Raw genomic sequence first — 15,796 nt, forward strand, 5'->3', positions numbered from 1 at the left:
CGTGCTCTAGCCGATCTCCCACGCCTTCGGCCAGTCGCGGCCACGGAAGGCAGCATCGGTGCCGCCGTCGACGAACACCACCGAACCGACGAAGTAGGTCGACTCGGGCCCGAGCAGGAACGCCACCAGTGCCGCGACCTCTTCCGGGGTGCCGCCGCGCCCGGCGGGGATGGTCGCGAGGAACTGCTCCATGGCGGGCCCGATCCCCGGGTCCTGCAGCCCGGCCTGCGTCATCGGGGTGTCGACGAAGCCGGGGGCGACGGCGTTGAGTCGGATCCCGTCGGCCATGTACTCGGCCGACTTCGTCCGCGCGTACCAGGCGAGCGCCGCCTTGGTCGCCGGGTAGGTCTGCAGTCCGGCGAGCTCGCCGAACCCGTCCGCGATCTCCACGGCCTTCGCCTCGTCACCGGCCAGGCAGGCGTCGGCCAGTTCGACCGGCCATCCGGGCTGGCTGGTCGTCGAGTTCGAGCTGATCAGCACCACGGACGGCCGCGCCGCCGCGGCAAGCAGCGGGCGCAACCCCTCGAGCAACTCGATCGCGCCGAAGTAATTGACGGAGATGAGGTCGGCGGCGGGTCGACCGGCGGCCGCAGCGAGCCCGGCGAACGGGACGAAGCCGTCGATCGAGCTGCCGGCGAGGCTCGTGACCTGCTCGATCGCCTCGGCCCGGCCTGCGGCGGTGCGGAGGTCGACGGTGACCTCGGCCGACCGGACGTCGACCCCGATCACCCGATGACCATCGGACTCGAGCCGGGCCTTGGTGGCCGCGCCGATCCCCGATGCGCTGCCCGTGAGGACGTAGGTACCCATGGTGTTCCCTTCGCGATGCAGGTGACGCACTCGAATCCGCGCGCCTCGGCGGACGGACCGTTCACAGCCGACGGTCGAAGGTAGCGGCTGTGTGTGCAGCGGGTGGCGGGATCGCCGGGTCCGCCCTCGTCACGCTAGGTGCGCAGCCCGCGGCAGGCACGGGGGTCGTCCCATCCAGCGGGCGGTTCGCCGGATCATCCCATCCGCGCGGTGGTCCCGGGGTCGGCCGAGCGGGGCGCCGGCGTCACGCCCGGGTGAGTTCCGCCTTCAGGTGGTGGGTGAGCGGGGTGTCGGCGTGCGCCATCCACAGGTCGTAGGACAGGACGTCGCCGGCGACGACGATCCGGCGACGGATCTCGTGCACGGGTTTGGCGTCGGGCGACGCGGCGAGGGAGACGGGCGTCAGGTCAAGCACCCCGCCGGTCAGCTCGCCGCGCTGGATCTCGACGAAGCCGGTCGGCTGGCTGACCAGCAGCTCGACGGCCCCGTCGGCGAGCCGCAGATAGCCGTTCTCGGTGTGCATCGGTCGGCCCCGGCGGGACTGATCAGACCGCTCGCGGTCGTGTGCCCAGGTCCGGGACCGGTACGCGAGGAACGGCTTGCCCGGCGTCGCCGTGAACTCGATCTCCTCCTCGTAGGAGAAGTCGTCGATGGTCGGGTAGTGACCGTCACCGCCGCCGACCCACGTTCCAGCGAAAACACCCAGGTCACCCAGCGGATCGTTCCGCCCGTCCATCCGACACCTCCGCGCCTTCGCATCCGGGTTCGACGCCCGCTGTCGTCGGCATTGTGCCTGACCGTCCGCGCCGACGTGAGGTGGGCCACCACTCAGTGGACTATCGACATGCCGATAACATTCAGTTCTGCTAGTGCGTCACCAACCAAGCGGGAACGAGCAGAGCGTGAGCAGGATCCACAACTCCACCTTCGCCCAAAAAGTGACTTCGGCGGCAGCCGCGGTGCAGCAGATTCATCCGGGTGACACCGTCGCGATCAGCGGTTTCGCATCTGCCGGCACCCCGAAGGTCGTCATTCCCGCGCTGGCCGAGCGGATCCACGCCGTACGCGGCGAGGGCTCGAACTTCACCATCAACCTGCTCACGGGCGCGTCGGTGTCCGCCGCGACCGAGCGGGAGCTCGCCGAGATCGACGGCATCGCGCTGCGGATGCCGTACCAGTCGGAGCCGACCGCCCGCCGCAAGATCAACGAAGGCCGGATGGACTACGTCGACATCCACCTCTCGCACGTCGCCCAGCAGGTGTGGGAGGGCTACTACGGCAACGTCGACGTGGCGGTCGTCGAGGTTTCCGGCATCACCGAGTCCGGTGAGCTGATCCCGTCCGCGTCGATCGGCAACAACAAGACCTGGCTCGACGTCGCCGACCGGATCATCCTCGAGGTCAACTCGTGGGTGCCGGAGGCGATGGAGGGCATGCACGACGTCTACTACGGCACCGCCCTGCCGCCGAACCGCAAGCCTTTGGAGCTCACCCACGTCGAGGACCGGATCGGGCAGCCCACGTTCCGGGTGGATCCGGCGAAGGTGGTCGCGGTCGTCGAGACGAACGTCCCCGACAGCGCCAGCGAACTGACCGAGCCCGACGACGTGAGCCTCGCGATCGCCGGGCACGTCCTCGACTTCTTCGCCCACGAGGTCAAGGCGGGCCGGCTGCCCGCCGACACGCTGCTGCCGCTGCAGGCCGGCATCGGCAACGTGGCGAACGCGGTGCTCGGCGGCCTCGACCGCGGCGGCTACAAGAACCTGACCTGCTACTCGGAGGTCATCCAGGACTCGATGCTGCGGCTGATCAAGGACGGCGCGGTGGCGCACGCGTCCGCGACCTCGCTGGCGCTGTCCGCGAAGGGTCTGGCGGAACTGACCGACAACATCGACTTCTACCGCAAGCACATCACGCTGCGCCCGCAGGAGATCAGCAACCATCCCGAGGTGGTGCGCCGACTCGGGATCATCGCGATGAACGGGATGCTCGAGGCAGACATCTACGGCAACGTGAACTCCACCCACGTGATGGGCACGAAGATCATGAACGGCATCGGCGGGTCCGGCGACTTCGCCCGCAACGGCTACATGTCGCTGTTCCTGAGCCCGTCCACCGCGAAGGGCGGCGCGATCTCCTCGATCGTGCCGATGGTCCCGCACGTCGACCACACCGAGCACGACGTCCAGGTGCTCGTCACCGAGCAGGGCCTGGCGGATCTGCGGGGCCTGTCCCCCCGCAAGCGCGCGCAGGTGATCATCGACCACTGCGCCCACCCGAGCTTCCGTCCGGCGCTGCACGACTACCTCGCGCGGGCGCAGGCGCAGCCCGGCGTCGGGCACACCCCGCACCTGCTTGGCGAGGCGTTCTCGTTCCACGAGCGGTTCAACGCGACAGGTTCGATGCTGCCCTAGCAGCCGGGAGCCTCTCGGAGAGTCCGCCCGTCCTCTACCATTCCGATCGTCTCGAGCGGTCGGGACGGAAGGACGGGGGCCGATGTCCGAGAACGCTTTCGATCCCGCGCTGCGGTTCGCGCGGTTCCTGCCGCGCACCGTGGTCACCCCGCGCACCGCCGGCCCGATCCGGTGGCTCACCCAGCGGGCCGGGGTCGTACCTCCGCGCGGCGGTGAGGTCGTCCACGTCGACGCGAACGTCACCGTCCGGGCGTTCCGGCCGAAGTCGGTGCCACGACCGGCGCCGGGCCTGCTGTTCATCCACGGCGGGGGCTACCTGATCGGCAACGCGGCGATGGGTGATCACCTGTGCCGCAAGGTTTCCGGACGACTGGGCGCCGTTGCCGCGTCGGTGGAGTACCGGCTGGCACCGCAACACCCGTTCCCGACGCCGCTGGAGGACTGCTACGCCGGATTGCGCTGGCTCGCCGGACAACCGGACGTCGATGCCACCCGGATCGCAATCGCCGGCGAGAGCGCCGGCGGCGGCCTGGCCGCGGCGCTGGCCCTGCTGGCCCGGGACCGCGGCGAGATCGAACCGGCGTTCCAACTGCTGTCCTACCCGATGCTCGACGACCGGACCACGGAGCGAACAAACGTCGACGAGCGATCGCTGCGCGTGTGGAGCGCCGCCAGCAACCGCTACGGCTGGCGCTCCTACCTCGGACCGACGGTCTCCGGCGACGAGGTTCCGCCGTTGGCCGCTCCCGCGCGGTACCGAGATCTCACCGGCCTGCCGCCGGCGTGGATTGGGGTCGGCACCCTCGACCTGTTCCACGACGAGGACGTCGCCTACGCCGCACGCCTGAGTGACGCCGGAGTGCCGTGCACCCTGCACGTGGTGCCAGGCGCCTACCACGGATTCGACCTGGTCGAGGGCCGGTCGACCACCTCCCGCGCCTACCGGAACGAGCAGATGAGGGCGTTGGCAGCGGCACTGGGTGGACGCTGAACGCGCCCAGCCCTGTGGTCGACGTCGGCCAACGGCACGGTTACTGCTGGAGGGTGTGGAAGAGTTTCGTCAGCAGTTCGGAGAGCGTGGCCTGTTCCTTCTCGGACAGACCCCCGACGAGGGTGAGCTCGACGTCATGCTGCAGTCCGGCGGCTTCTTCGACAGCCGCCTTGCCCGTCTGGGTGAGTTCGATCGTGACTCGAGTGCGGTTGTTGGGCTGGACAGCCCGTGTCACGTACCCGTCGCGCTCGAGTTTGTCCACGCCGACGGTGATCGTGGGACGAGTCACCTGAAGACTCTCCGCCAGCTGGGAGGGTTCCTGAGGACCGAGCACGTAGAGCTGGGACATGATGCGAAAGGCCCCCCACGTCCAGCCGAGCGGCCGGTGCACCTCGTACTCCATCCGCTTCTCGGCCAGGCGGGCAATCCGACCGAGATGCCACACGATCGCGGCCGCCGTGTAGTCGACCTCGGTGGTCGGACGCGACAACAGCCGAAGTGAAGTCTCTTGCCAACGCCGACCGTCGAGCTGCATGGATCCGAGTGTACGAGTGCTGGCACGCGGTGCACGTCCGGGCCAGCACTCGCCCACTGCACGACCAGGGCAGGCCTGGTCGCTCGGCTCCCGTGCGATCTCGACGGCCCCGAGATGTCGTCTCCCGCTATCCACGTACCTCGCTCAGGACGGGTGCCGACGCCAATTCTGCGCGGGCGAGAGAACGTCGGTGTACCTGGTCGGGGCCGTCCGCGATCTGCAGGAACCGGGCTTGTGCGTAGAGCATCGCCAGCGGTGTGTCCTGGGACAAGCCTGCTCCGCCGAAGATCTGGATGGCCTCGTCGACGATCTTCTTGACTGTCGCCGGTACGAGGACTTTGGCTGCGGCGATGTCATGCCGCGCGGCCCTTGCCCCATCGACGTCCATTCGCCAGGCTGCCCTCAGCACCATGAGGCGGGCTGAATCGAGGTGGATGCGGGCGTCGGCGATCGTGGCCTGGACGACTCCCTCCTCGGCCAGTGGCCTACCGAATGCGACGCGTGTTCGGGCACGATCGGTCATCAGGGCGATTGCGCGTTCAGCCATGCCGATCAGGCGCATGCAGTGGTGGATTCGTCCGGGGCCGAGGCGCGTCTGAGCGACGGTGAAACCGTTGCCACGTGGTCCGAGCAGGTTGGATTTCGGCACGCGGACCTGGTCGAAGACGAGTTCGCCGTGCCCACCCTCGTGACGGTCGTCGAACCCGAGCACGGTGGTCGAGCGCACGACTGTCATTCCGGGAGTGTCCATCGGGACGAGGACGATCGAGTGCCTCGAACCGGCGGGCGCATCGGGATCGGTGACGCCCATGACCATCGCGACCCGGCAGTCGTCCCGCAGCGCGGCGGTGGACCACCACTTGCGACCGGTGAGGATCCAGCCGTCACCGTCCTCTGCGATCTCGAATCGGACGTTGTTCGCGTCGGAACTGGCGACATCGGGTTCGGTCATCGCGAAGCAGGACCGGATCTCACCGTCGAGCAACGGCGCCAGCCACTTCTGCTTCTGCTCATCGGTGCCGTACCGGCTGAGCAACTCCATGTTGCCCGTGTCCGGGGCGGAGCAGTTCAATGCCTCGGGTGCCAGGTGCGGGCTCCACCCGGTGAGTTCCGCCAGCGGTGCGTATTCGACATTGCTCAGACCCGCACCGTCTGCTCCGGGAAGGAAGAGGTTCCAGAGCCCACGACGTCTGGCGGACGCCTTGAGGTCCGCCAGGACGGGCGGAGCGCCCCAATAGTCGGGCTTGTCCACGACTTGCCGGGCAGCGATCGACTCTGCCGGCAGGACGCGGTCTTGAAGGAAAGCGCCGAGCTCGGCCTGCAGGGCGCGGACCTTGGGGCTGTACTCGAATTCCATCGATGCTCCATTCTCGAGATGTGAGGGGTCCGGCGACGCCGATGCCCGAGGGGCAAAGCCGTTCTCGGTCCACGCCATTCAGGAGGACGGGAGGTAGCTGGGACGACAGGACCAGGCGACTGCCGCCACCAGCAGCGCCACCCCCACCAGTGCGGCGGTCACTCCGATCGTGTCGGTGACCCATCCGCTCGAACCTGCCGCGAATGGTCGGGCTCCGACGAAGCCGACGAACCACAGGGCCATGATTCGGCCCCTCAGCTCATCGGGTGATCTGTTCTGTATCTGGGTTGTAATGCTGCTGAAGGCCAGTGTCATTCCGATTCCGGACACACCGAACGCCATCAGTGCGAGAGGCGCGTTCCCGGCCACCCCCGCGAGTACGAGTCCGCCGGCGATCAGCAACAGGCCACTGCTGCTGAGTCTTTCGAGTCCTGCCTTGCGGTGAAGCGGCCCGAAAAGCAGGAAGCCGACGCCGGCGCCGATGCCGAAGCAGGAGGCCATCCATCCGGCCAGGCCTGCCCCGCCACCGAGTTGTTCCGCCAGCGCGGGCGCCAGGGTGACCGCGGGATCCACGCCCACCCCGACAGCTGCGATGCCGATCAGGAGTACCAGCAGCACGGGATGGGAACGCAGGTGCCGTATCACGGCACGTAGCGAGAAGTCGGTTGTGCCGTCGGGCACGGTGCCGCCGGGTAGTCGGAGTGCCCAGAGGATGATCCCGAAAATGACGTGCGTGACGGCTGTGATCGCAAATGCGGGTGCCAGGCCCCACTGTGCCGCCACTGCCGCGCCCATTGCCGGGCCGCCGGCCCGGCCCACGGTGATCGGAACCGTGTTGAGCGACATGGCCGCAGCCATTTCCCCGGGCCGGATCATCGAGGGCACGATCGATTGCATCGCCGGGCCACCGAGTGCGAATCCCACTCCGACGATGACGGAGGACACCATCAGCGGTGTGAGGCCGGGAAGCCCGTCCACTCCACCTGCCAGCCAGATCCAGACCGCGAGTCCGCCGGCCCCGACCCCGGTCAGGAGCGACCCCAGCACAATCTGTGTTGCGGCACTTCCTCGGTCGGCCATCTTCCCGCTGAACGGCGCGAGGAACAGCTGCGGCGCCGAGTGCGCCACGGTCACCATGCCGGCCGCCCAGGCCGAACCGCTCAGGTCGAAGGCGAGGATCGCGGCCACGACGACATATGTCCACGTCCCGCACGACGAGAGCAACTTGCCCCAGAAGAACGGGCCGAATACCGGGTCGACCGTCAGCCGCAATGCCCCACGACGGCCTTTCCGCCGGTCGTCCGTCGTGGGCTCGGCGGATGCGTGGCTCACCTACTGTCGCGAATCATTTTCCGGGGACATCTGATTCGATGCCAGTTCGGCATGCTGTTGGCGCAGTTCCCTCTTGAGGATCTTGCCGCTGGGGTTCTTCGGCAGTGCGTCGGCGACGACAATGTACTTGGGCTGTTTGTACCCGGCGAGTCGGCCACGAGTGTGCGCACGGATCTGCTCGGCCGTGAGCGTCGCCCCGGGCTTGGGTACGACGACCGCGGTCACCGCCTCGACCCAGTACGGATGACTGATGCCGAAGACCGCAACCTCAGCGACACCGTCGTGTTCGTAGATGGCTTCCTCGACCTCCCGGCTGGCGACGTTCTCCCCGCCGGTCTTGATCATGTCCTTCTTGCGATCCACGACCGACAGGTAGCCGTCCTCGGTCATGACGCCCAGGTCGCCGGAGTGGAACCAGCCGTCACGGAAAGCTTCGGCGGTCTTCTCCTCGTCGTTGTAATACCCCAGTGTGGCCTGTGGGCTGCGGTGAACGATCTCCCCGATCTCGCCGACAGGGACGGGATTGCCGTCGTCGTCGACCAGTCGGGTGTCCACGTTCAGTGCGGCACGGCCAGCAGACCCTGCTCGTTCCAGCTGTTCGTGTGGGCGCAGAATCGTTGCGAGTGGTGACATCTCGGTCTGGCCGTAGAAGTTCCACAACTGCACCCGGGGCAGCCGTCGCTGCAGTTCCCGGAGGATCTCCACCGGCATGGGTGACGCCCCGTAGTAGCCCTTGCGCAGACTCGACAGGTCCGTGCCGTCGAAAGAGGGATGGCGAAGCAACGAGATCCACACCGTCGGTGGGCAGAACAGTTTGGTTGCCCTTTCCCGCGCGATGGTCTCGAGCAGCACGGCCGGGTCGGGAGCCGACAGGATGATGCTGGTCGCGCCCAGATAGACGTCGACGGAGAAGAAGCAGTCCAGTTGAGCGCAGTGGAACATCGGCAGGGCGTGCACCTCGATGTCGTCGACGCTCATCCCGCCGTCGATGGCACAGGAGGTGTACTGGGCGATCAGCGATCGACTGGACAGCATCACGCCCTTGGGCCGGGACTCGGTACCCGAGGTGTACATCAGGCGCACCGGATCGTCATCGGCAACCATGACGTTCGGCGTCGAGTCGTCGCCGGAACGCCACCAGTTGTCGACGTTCTCCCAACCGATTTCGGGAGTCGTCCCCGACGTCGTGATCCATCCCCGCACACCCTCGATTCGAGCTGCGGCCAGGGCCTTGTCCGCCGTGGGCGCGAGCACATCCTCGACGAGAATGCCTCGCGCCCCGGAGTGCCGCAGAATGTAGGCGATCTCGTCCGGGCCCAGCATGAAGTTCACCGGCACCAGAACCACACCCAGCTTGGCTGTGGCGAAAACCGTCAGGGCGTACTGCCAGCAGTTGTGGCTCAGCAGTGCAAGTCGGTCGCCCTTGGTCAATCCGCGATCGGCCAGCGCATGTGCCATCCGATTCGCGGCGGCGTCGAACTCCGCATAGGTCACTCTCAGGTCCCCCGCGATCACCGCCGGCTTGTCCGGATAGCGACGGGCAGTGCGATGCAGTAGGTCTCCGAGAGAGTGCTGCCGGGCGCCGGCGATAGCGGCCGTGGTGTCTGAAGTGAAGGTCGTGTCCATGGATCTTCTGGCTCCGGGTCGAGGGTCGTGAGCGGCGGGTGGATCAACGGGTCAGACGTGCAGTACGGCTTTCATGACACGCGCGAGTTCGGCAGCGGCGTCGTCGGGGCGATCGGTGGTCCGCCAGGCGATGTGCCGGTCCGGGCGCACCAGGACGGCACCGGAGTGCCCGATTTCGCGGGCATCACTCCATTCCCAGTACGGGTCGAGGATGTCATCGCCACCGATCTGGTGGGCGACGACCTTCACGTTCAGTTCGGCGGAGACCTTCTCGGCGGCTTCGAACCAGTGCTCGGAGTCCAGACCGACCAGCAACGCGAATTCCAGACCGTCGACGAGATCGAGCGTCGAGACCTGTTCTCCGTCCCGGACCAGCCGGGCATGCGGTACACGCGCACCGGGCCTGGTGGTGGTGTGGAAATCCAGAATCGGATCGCCCTCGAACGCGGGGTACGGCGTGGAATCGTGGACCAGGGCGCCCGCGTCGTACTGGTAGCCGACCTCCAGCCCTAGTGCATTGAAGCGGTTTTCGTTCTTTTCGAGGGCGGCACGCAAGGCTGCTCGTCGCTGGTCTCCGACCGGACCCGGATCCTTCAGTGATGCCAGCGCTTCCCAGCCTTCTTCCTCGGAGAGTCCCTTGTGAAGACCGATGGCCTCCTGGATCGAGGTGGCCTGGTGCAGGCTCTTGATCGCCCGGTCGACGCCGATCGCGCCGATGGGCTGACGCTCGCTGTTGTAGGTGTCCAGCAGACCCGGGCCGGCGACACCGCGGAGTACGAAGGCGATTTTCCAGGCCAGGTTGTAGGCGTCGGCCACCGACATGTTGAGGCCGAGCCCGTTCGTCGGCGGATGCCGGTGCACCGCATCGCCCATGCAGAACACGCCGTCCCGCGCATACTCGGGTGCGACCTGTGCGTTGACCTTCCATCCGGAGATACCCAGGATTTCGATGCCGTCCACCGGCTCGCCGACGGCTCGTTCGATGTGACGGACCGCTTCTTCCTCGGTCATCTCCGACAGGTCCTCGTGTTCGGGATCGTAGAACCTGTTGAGTACGAATTCGTCGAACGGATTCATGCAGATGAAGGTGCCCAGCGCGAGCGGCGGTTGCGGGCCGGGGTACAGGCTCCAGGTGAGCACCCCGGGCCGGTGCGCCAAGTAGCGGCTCAGATCCGCTTTGAACCAGATGTTCGCCGCGTGGAACAACCCGGCCGGCCCCTCGATGCCAAGTCCCGCATATCCCAGGACCTTCGTCCTGGCACCGTCCGCACCGATGACGTAGCGAGAGCGGATCTCGTACGTCGATCCGTCCGCACGATTGCTGATCGTGCTGACCCAGTGGTCCCCGTCGCGCTCCATCGAGATGAGCTCGCGCTCGAACTGGACGTCCGATCCGGCCTTGCGCAGCGCGTCGACCAGCACGGGTTCGAACCGGGTTTGTGGGCAGTTGATCGAGGGGCAGGGGCTCGCCGAGAGGTAGTCGGCGTGACGATGCGGCGAGGTTCCCCACGCTTCCTTGCGGGCGACCTCGGGCCGGTTCAGGGTCGTGTACCAGACGTGGTGCCGTAGTCGCTCGTGCGGAGCGGACACCGCCTCGATCTCCTCCTGAATTCCCAAGTGCCGCATGATCTCCACCGTGCGGGGGTTGACGATGTGCGCGCGCGGCGAGTGTGCGGTTCCGGGGTAGCGCTCGACGAGCACGTGCTCGATTCCGAACTTGGCGAGAGCCAGTGCGGCAGTGAGCCCGGCGGGCCCCGCACCGACAATGAGGACCGGGGTGTCGACATCAACCATCGGACTTGCCTTTCTCATCAATCCTTCGGTGGATGCCATCTCGACGGGTCCACGCATGAGTTTTGCGTCGCCGTGAAGGAGCGGTGGCATCCAGTTAGCGTGTGTAGCAATTGGTTTTTGCTGGTGATGCGGATCAGCGGTCGGCGAGCCGCGATCCGCGGGGCGGAACCGGCACGAGCTCCGGTCCTGCAACCACGACGGCTTCGATACGCCCGAGACGTTCGACCTCGAGGCTGACGACGTCACCGGGGGCGAGCCACCGTGAAGACGTTTCGTCGAGCCCCAGGTGTTCGAACAGGCAACAGGTCGTCACGGTACCGCCGCCGATGACGTCGCCGGGCACAACCTGGGTGCCGCGGGAGGCGTAGGCGACCATGTCCGCGAGAGACCAGTAGGTGTCCGCCCAGTTCCCTTCCCCGACAACGGTGCCGTTGACGCTGACCCGGGCGGTGAGGTCGTAGCCGAGACCACGAGATCGATCGGCCAGCTCGTCCGGAGTCACCAGATATGGCCCGGCGCTCGTGGCGGTGTCCTTGCCCTTGACCGGGCCCAGCGACCCGGTCATCTCTCTCATCTGCAAATCGCGCGCGCTCCAGTCGCAGAGCACCATGTAGCCGGCGATGCGTTCTTCCGCCTGCTCGGGTGTCAGGTTCGAACCCGTCGTGCCGACGACGGCGGCGATCTCGAGCTCGAAGTCGAACATCGACGATCCCGGCGCGACCGGAACGTCGTCGTAGGGACCTAGAATCGCCTGTGGGTTGGAGAAGTAGAAGGTGGGCTGTTCGTACCACACCGCAGGTACGGGACGGTCGAGCCACTTGTTGCAGTTGACGACATGCCCTTCGAAGCCCATGCAGTCACGGAAGGACGGAGGCGTCGTGATCGGGGCCTGAAGACGCGCTTCACCCAGCGGGACGATTTCGTTGTGCGCCTGGAGGATCCGCTCACCGGCGACGACGAGATCCGACGTTTGTACCAGCTCGAGCAGGCTGGTCGACGCGGGATCACCGACGATCCGATCAGCCTGCACCACCCCGACTGCTGTCGAGCCGGTCGAGGGGGAAATGTAGCTCACGAACTTCACGATCGACCTCCTGTCCTTCCGTGACGGTCAGGCGCGGGCCACGTGGGTGACCCGGTTCGTCAGCCGACCCAGGCCGTCGATCTCGATGTCGATGGTCGGGGTCATGCGGCTCATGTCGATCTCGTGGTGTCCGCGGGGGAACTTCTCGTTGCCCTTCGCGGCTGTGCCGGTGAGGATGATGTCGCCCGGTTCGAGGGTGAAGTAGCGGCTGGCCCAGGAGATGAGCTTGGCGACGGGGAAGGTGTAGGCGGAGGTGGAGTCCTCGGCGAACAGCTCACCGTCCGCATAGCCACGGACCGCCAGCTCATCGGGATTGCTGATCTCGTCCGCCGTGACGAGCCACGGACCCATCGGGCCGAAGGTGTCGGTTCCCTTGGACCGGCTGTGGTAGGTCAGGTAGACGGCCAGGTCCTCGGGACCGTTGACCCGGCGCCACGCGAAGTACTCCGAGTAGCCGGGTGAGTCGGCTTGCTGCCGGGTGACATCGACGGCAATGGAGTCGCCCCTCTTGAGTCCCTGCGAGGTGATGTCGTTGACGATCGTGTACCCGGCGACGTGCTCGAGCGCCTCGGCCTCGGAGATGTTCTTGGCCTTGCGCCCGATGATCACACCGACTTCGAGTTCGGGAAAGGTGAACCCGTAGTCGTCGGGGATGATCTCGATGTTGTCGCCGTGGCCGACCATCGAGCTCGGCGGCTTGAGGAAGAACATCGGCGCGGCGGCGTCGACGTGGGCGTTGCGCGTGAGCAGCGAGTTGTTCATCGCGGCACAGAGAATCTTGCCGGCATCGGGGACCGGCGGAAGCCAGGTGACCTCGTCCAGGCTCACCGACGACGCATCGGCGATTCCCCGGAAGGCCTGCTCGACTTTGGCCCATTCGTCGGCGCCCGCCTTGAGCAGCGCCTTGACGGTGGCGGGGGCATCACCGAGGCCGGCGTTGGCGTACAGATCGGTGAGCGTGACCACGCGGTCCTGCTCCGGAACAGCGACCACGACGTGATCGGTTCCCGCAAGGGTGACAGAAGCGAGTCTCATGTTGCCGTCCTTCGATAGTTGTGTTGTTACTCGGTGGTGGTCGGGTCGGGTGGACGCCGTGGGGAGTCGGGGGCTCTCAGTGCACGTCGGAGCCCAAGGCAGTGGCGGCGCCGGCCATCGGGCGGTGCCCCCAGGACCAGTAGGGGCGGTCGTGCCGGAGCTGGGGCCAGGTGTCTTCGTCGATTCGGGTTGTGCCCCATGCCAGTTCGACTTCGAATGCGTCACCCATCGGCTGGTAGAACGAGATGACGCCGTCGCCGGGGTGTCGACCGAGGTCGCGAGAGATCGGGAACCCCGCGTCGAGAAGCCGGTCCCGGATGGCCCCCAGCGCATCGAGGCGCTCGACTTCGAGTGCGTAGTGCAGGACTCGCGGCTTCGCGTACGGAACCTCCGCGAACGCCAGGCTGTGGTGGCGCGGGTTGCACCGCACCATCGCAACCCGGTTGCCGCCGATGTTCATGGTCTCGGTGACCACCATGCCGAGGACGTCGGCGTAGAAGGACATCGTGCGGCGGAAGTCCGTCACACCGAGCACGAGGTGGCCGATCCCCAGATCGCCGACGGCGAAGTCGACACCGTGGGGCGAGAGAAATCGATCCCTGACGTGGCTCATACGGCCCCAGTACAACTCGGCGACGAAACCGTCAGGGTCGACGAATCTGACCAGGTCCACGACACCCCGCTCGGCGGCCAGATCGGGTCGCTCCTTCGGCTGCGCACCTGCGGCCTCCAGTCTGGCGCAGATCTCTTTCAGGTCCGCTTCGCTGTCGACTTCCCATCCCGCGAAGGCGAAGGCGTCCTGCTCCGACGAGCGAACCAGAATGCGCGCGCCGGCGTCGGTGTCGATCCGGAGTCCCAGCGAGTCACCGGTGTCGTCGACGACCATGGCACCGATCACGTTGCCCCATCGCCGCCACAGGTCGATGTCCCCAGCGTCGACACCGATATGGCCGAGTGCTTTCACCCCCGTCATGCGGAACCTCCTACATTCCTTCAGGAGCCGAGATCGTGCCCCGTCCGCACGCCGGGCGGTTTCACCGGTGTCACGGAATACCTTGGGACTCTTGACTTCACGGCCAAGTTAGATGACTAACAGTTAGATCACTAACTGTGATGTGTGAAGCAAACCACACACCGCCGGCAATGGCAAGGGGTCTCACATTTGTTGCGGCCGCGACACAGACTGCGAATGCAGACTCTTGTCATCGCCAAAGCTCATGTGATAGACATCACTCACAAGTTAGATATCTAATTCGAATGCGGGTCGGCCGGGATGTTTCAGCGCGGTCGACTACGCACCCGCCCCGGACGGTCAGCCGGCGACCGGTGCCCACCCGGTCCGCCGCATCGATTCCCGCCGTCCGGCTGCCCACCTCCATCAGCCGTTGCCGGCTGGGCCGAACGCTGTCCTCTTCAAGGAGATCGGATGTCAGACCACAACACCGCCATGACCAGGCGGGTCGCGCTCTCGGGCTTCCTGGGTACGACGATCGAGTACTTCGACTTCTACGTCTACGGCACTGTCGCCGCCCTGGTGTTCAACCAGATCTTCTTCAACAACCTCGATCCCCTGGTCGGCACCATCGCAGCGTTCGCGACGCTTGCCGCGGGTTACCTGTCACGGCTGATCGGCGCGATCGTCTTCGGCCACTACGGAGACCGGATCGGGCGCAAGGCGATCCTCCTGTTGACCCTCGTCATGATGGGTATCTCCAGCGGCCTGATCGGACTGCTGCCCACACAAGCCCAGATCGGCGCTGCAGCACCACTTCTGCTGGTCACGCTCCGATTGGTGCAGGGCTTCGCGCTGGGCGGCGAGTTCGGCGGAGCGGTCCTGATGACGGCAGAACACTCCGCCGGTAAGCGTCGCGGTCTGACCACGAGCGTCACGCTGATGGGCAGCTCGGCGGGCTCCGCGTTGGGCATGACCTCTGTTCTGGCGTTGACGACGGTGCTCAGTGCGGATCAATTCCAGTCCTGGGGATGGCGTATTCCGTTCGTCCTCAGCTTCACGCTGCTGGGAATCGGCTACTTCGTCCGGCACAAGATCACCGAGAGCCCGGTGTTCGAGGAGCAGAATGCAGCCGCGGCACCGACACGTGCGCCCATCCTCGAGCTCGTCCGCACCCATCCGCGGGAACTCGTTCTGGGAACGCTGGTCCTGGTGGCCGGCGTCGCCGGAACGGGCATCTTCGGCGTGTACGTCCTCGCCTACGCAACCGGAGCCGGGCACGAACGGTCCACCGTCCTGATCGCCGTGCTGCTCGGCACCATCGGATCCATGATCGCCACCCCCTTCCTCGCGTCGCTGTCGGACCGCGTCGGGCGGCGCCCCCTCTTGATGTTCGGCACGGTCATGACGGCACTCGTCGCGTTTCCGCTGTTCTGGGTCATCGACCAGATCAACGGCGCACTCCTGATCGTGTCGTTGGCGCTGTACATCACCTTCGTGATGACCTGCATCACCGCCGTGGCTCCCATTCAGCTCAGTGAACTGTTCCCCACGCACCTTCGCTACACCGGTGTTTCCACGACCTACCAGCTCGGTTCGCTGATCGGCGCCGGATTGGTTCCCCTATCCGCATCTGCCCTCGTTGCGAACTCCGGCGGCAACGGCTACCCGGTGGCCGCCCTGATCGTCGGCATCGGAGTGATCAGTCTCGTCGCCGTCTACCTCATTCCCGAGACGTCGGGATCCTCGCTGGGCAGCGCGGACACCAACTCCGATGCCACTGACGTCACCCACACGTCGTCCAGCATCGCCTGACACACCGGCCCGGAGCCCCGACCACGAACCAGCCCGCCAACCCTGGTCGGC

13 protein-coding genes are annotated in these 15,796 nt (G+C 66.5%); 3 read left to right on the forward strand and 10 right to left on the reverse strand.

Features of this window, described 5'->3' with window-relative positions; translation table 11 throughout:
- Nucleotides 1-6: 6 nt before the first annotated feature.
- Together ACWEPG_RS02375 and ACWEPG_RS02380 are read right to left on the reverse strand one after the other, a co-directional pair.
- Entirely contained in the window at nt 7-810 is an 804-nt protein-coding gene (locus tag ACWEPG_RS02375; RefSeq protein WP_450113156.1) for an SDR family oxidoreductase, read from the reverse strand.
- Between the two features lie 244 nt (nt 811-1,054).
- Complete coding sequence (locus tag ACWEPG_RS02380) at nt 1,055-1,546, reverse strand: FABP family protein (protein ID WP_450113157.1); 492 nt, start codon at nt 1,544-1,546, stop codon at nt 1,055-1,057.
- A 166-nt stretch (nt 1,547-1,712) separates the two neighbouring features.
- On the opposite strand from ACWEPG_RS02380, the gene ACWEPG_RS02385 reads away from it, so the two are divergent.
- Together ACWEPG_RS02385 and ACWEPG_RS02390 are read left to right on the forward strand one after the other, a co-directional pair.
- Nucleotides 1,713-3,224: an acetyl-CoA hydrolase/transferase family protein gene (locus ACWEPG_RS02385; protein ID WP_452593784.1), complete on the forward strand. Its 1,512-nt coding sequence runs from the start codon at nt 1,713-1,715 to the stop codon at nt 3,222-3,224.
- Between the two features lie 82 nt (nt 3,225-3,306).
- Nucleotides 3,307-4,215, forward strand: coding sequence for an alpha/beta hydrolase (locus tag ACWEPG_RS02390; RefSeq protein ID WP_452593785.1), 909 nt, complete (start codon nt 3,307-3,309; stop codon nt 4,213-4,215).
- Nucleotides 4,216-4,255: 40 nt separating this feature from the next.
- Here the strand turns inward: ACWEPG_RS02390 and ACWEPG_RS02395 are convergent, their stop codons facing one another.
- From ACWEPG_RS02395 to ACWEPG_RS02430, 8 genes are all read right to left on the reverse strand, one after another.
- Nucleotides 4,256-4,705 carry a MarR family winged helix-turn-helix transcriptional regulator gene (locus tag ACWEPG_RS02395; protein ID WP_452593786.1) on the reverse strand — a complete coding sequence of 150 codons (450 nt, stop codon included), beginning with the start codon at nt 4,703-4,705 and terminating at the stop codon, nt 4,256-4,258.
- 172 nt (nt 4,706-4,877) lie between these two features.
- Entirely contained in the window at nt 4,878-6,107 is a 1,230-nt protein-coding gene (locus ACWEPG_RS02400) for an acyl-CoA dehydrogenase family protein (protein WP_452593787.1), read from the reverse strand.
- A gap of 78 nt (nt 6,108-6,185) precedes the next feature.
- Nucleotides 6,186-7,439, reverse strand: coding sequence for an MFS transporter (locus tag ACWEPG_RS02405; protein ID WP_452593788.1), 1,254 nt, complete (start codon nt 7,437-7,439; stop codon nt 6,186-6,188).
- Nucleotides 7,440-9,065 (reverse strand): acyl-CoA synthetase, encoded by a 1,626-nt coding sequence (locus tag ACWEPG_RS02410; protein ID WP_452593789.1) that lies wholly within the window; start codon nt 9,063-9,065, stop codon nt 7,440-7,442.
- A 51-nt stretch (nt 9,066-9,116) separates the two neighbouring features.
- Nucleotides 9,117-10,877, reverse strand: coding sequence for an FAD-dependent monooxygenase (locus ACWEPG_RS02415; protein WP_452593790.1), 1,761 nt, complete (start codon nt 10,875-10,877; stop codon nt 9,117-9,119).
- A 115-nt stretch (nt 10,878-10,992) separates the two neighbouring features.
- The gene (locus ACWEPG_RS02420) at nt 10,993-11,943 is read right to left on the reverse strand and encodes a fumarylacetoacetate hydrolase family protein (RefSeq protein ID WP_452593791.1); all 951 of its coding nucleotides are present in this window, start codon (nt 11,941-11,943) and stop codon (nt 10,993-10,995) included.
- Nucleotides 11,944-11,970: 27 nt separating this feature from the next.
- Nucleotides 11,971-12,978, reverse strand: a complete 1,008-nt coding sequence (locus ACWEPG_RS02425; protein WP_452593792.1) for a fumarylacetoacetate hydrolase family protein — start codon at nt 12,976-12,978, stop codon at nt 11,971-11,973.
- 76 nt (nt 12,979-13,054) lie between these two features.
- On the reverse strand, nt 13,055-13,951 hold the full coding sequence (locus ACWEPG_RS02430) for a VOC family protein (RefSeq protein WP_452593793.1): 897 nt from the start codon (nt 13,949-13,951) through the stop codon (nt 13,055-13,057).
- 453 nt (nt 13,952-14,404) lie between these two features.
- Between ACWEPG_RS02430 and ACWEPG_RS02435 the strand changes: the two genes are divergently transcribed.
- A complete protein-coding gene (locus ACWEPG_RS02435; RefSeq protein ID WP_452593794.1) occupies nt 14,405-15,745 on the forward strand; it encodes an MFS transporter in 1,341 nt (446 codons plus the stop codon).
- The last annotated feature ends 51 nt before the right edge of the window (nt 15,746-15,796 follow it).

Source organism: Rhodococcus sp. NPDC004095 (assembly GCF_053604015.1).